Source organism: Geomonas sp. (genome assembly GCF_056994735.1).
This window is the reverse complement of record NZ_JBXKJL010000445.1, coordinates 1-1,348: the sequence shown is the minus strand read 5'-3', so window position 1 is coordinate 1,348 and position 1,348 is coordinate 1. Positions and strand designations below refer to the sequence as shown.

Genomic DNA, 1,348 nt, shown 5'->3' with positions numbered 1-1,348 from the left:
CATTGTACTTTCTTTATCTGCTGTTTCAATATCAGCATGATTACTACCCCCTGTTCTAACCCCTGTAAAATAATTGCCTGTATAATAATCTACTACAACGAAATCTTCATTGTTTCCCCTTAATATTATATTTGCTTCTTCCCATTCTACAACCCTAGCCTTATCAACTAGGGTTTCTATCTGTGATTTATCAATTTGATAATTGCCATTTGCATTTATTTCTGAAACACTTGAGAAGCTTAATATAAGCCCTATTATTATACTTATGAATAAATACCCAAGTCTTAATGTGAAACCCCTAAGAAGTCCTTTTAAATTCATATTTTACCCCCTATAAGTTATTTAATTCTCTTTCTAATTCTCTTAATATGGCTTCTTTTTCTTTTTTGAAGTATTCCCATTCCTCCTTTTCTCGTTTATAGTATTCGTATTCTTTGATAGATTCATCAACTTTTCTTTCGCATATTTTTATATCATGTTCTAATTCTTTTATTCTATCTTCAATTCTTTCCTTAGTCATAACAAGCCCTCCTATTTTTAGATAGCCATTAGTATTATGAATAAAAAGAATACTAAGCCTATATATTTATTAGTTTCAAATCCCATTGATCGTAATATAATCATTGCTATTAGTAGAAATATTGTAACTTCTACAGTAGTGCCTTTTAGTAAATCGACTATTGCTGAAGGGTGGGAAATCCACCAAGCAAAGCCATCTAATACTTTTACAATGTTTTGTGTGCTTTCCCATATGCTCTTTGAAGTCCCTACAACGTTTTCTACAACGTCCTTTGCTTCTGTTAAACTCATGTATGGCTTAATCATATAAACACCCCCTAGAAGCTACTGAACAACTCTGCTATTAATTTAATTAAGAAAGGCATTGCGTTTACAACAGCACCTATCGTCAAGTAATTCATAGCTGTTTTAATTGCTTCATGTGGCGATCCACTTCTTACATTTCTTGTTATATCTACCATTCCACCTAGTGTTATAGTTACATTACAAGTTACCATTATTATTTTTGCCAACATATCCCCTATATGTGATATTTTAGCTGTAGCAACTTCTACATTTCCATATGTCATTGCTTCAACAACTACTTCTTGACTTCCAAAGAATAAAAATACAGCTATTATAAATACTAATTGCGAATATGCCTTTTTATTTCTTCTTATATGACCGATAGCCTTATCAATTATTTTCATGTCCTCGCTAGTGTAAGCCATGAATTCAGATACAGTAAAAGTTTTTTTATTAAACATAGTATATTCCCCCTTATATTTGTTAATAATATTTTTAAATCCAATTAGAAAGGAAGTGATCTTATGACACCTCTATTCTTCAT

At 31.0% G+C, this 1,348-nt stretch carries 4 protein-coding genes; all 4 read right to left on the bottom strand.

The window, feature by feature from the left end; genetic code table 11:
* Nucleotides 1–321 (bottom strand): hypothetical protein (locus AC11W3_RS19305; RefSeq protein ID WP_484093579.1); only part of this gene is annotated, 321 nt, incomplete at its 3' end.
* A 10-nt stretch (nt 322–331) separates the two neighbouring features.
* Nucleotides 332–520 carry a hypothetical protein gene (locus tag AC11W3_RS19300; protein WP_484093578.1) on the bottom strand — a complete coding sequence of 63 codons (189 nt, stop codon included), beginning with the start codon at nt 518–520 and terminating at the stop codon, nt 332–334.
* Nucleotides 521–537: 17 nt separating this feature from the next.
* Nucleotides 538–825, bottom strand: a complete 288-nt coding sequence (locus AC11W3_RS19295) for a hypothetical protein (RefSeq protein WP_484093577.1) — start codon at nt 823–825, stop codon at nt 538–540.
* A gap of 11 nt (nt 826–836) precedes the next feature.
* Entirely contained in the window at nt 837–1,265 is a 429-nt protein-coding gene (locus AC11W3_RS19290) for a hypothetical protein (protein WP_484093576.1), read from the bottom strand.
* Nucleotides 1,266–1,348: the final 83 nt, after the last annotated feature.

What these genes read in the sequence shown, in the direction of transcription:
- AC11W3_RS19290 (WP_484093576.1), bottom strand. Translation starts at nt 1,265, where the DNA reads ATGTTTAATAAAAAAACTTTTACTGTATCTGAATTCATGGCTTACACT.
- AC11W3_RS19295 (WP_484093577.1), bottom strand. Translation starts at nt 825, where the DNA reads ATGATTAAGCCATACATGAGTTTAACAGAAGCAAAGGACGTTGTAGAA.
- AC11W3_RS19300 (WP_484093578.1), bottom strand. Translation starts at nt 520, where the DNA reads ATGACTAAGGAAAGAATTGAAGATAGAATAAAAGAATTAGAACATGAT.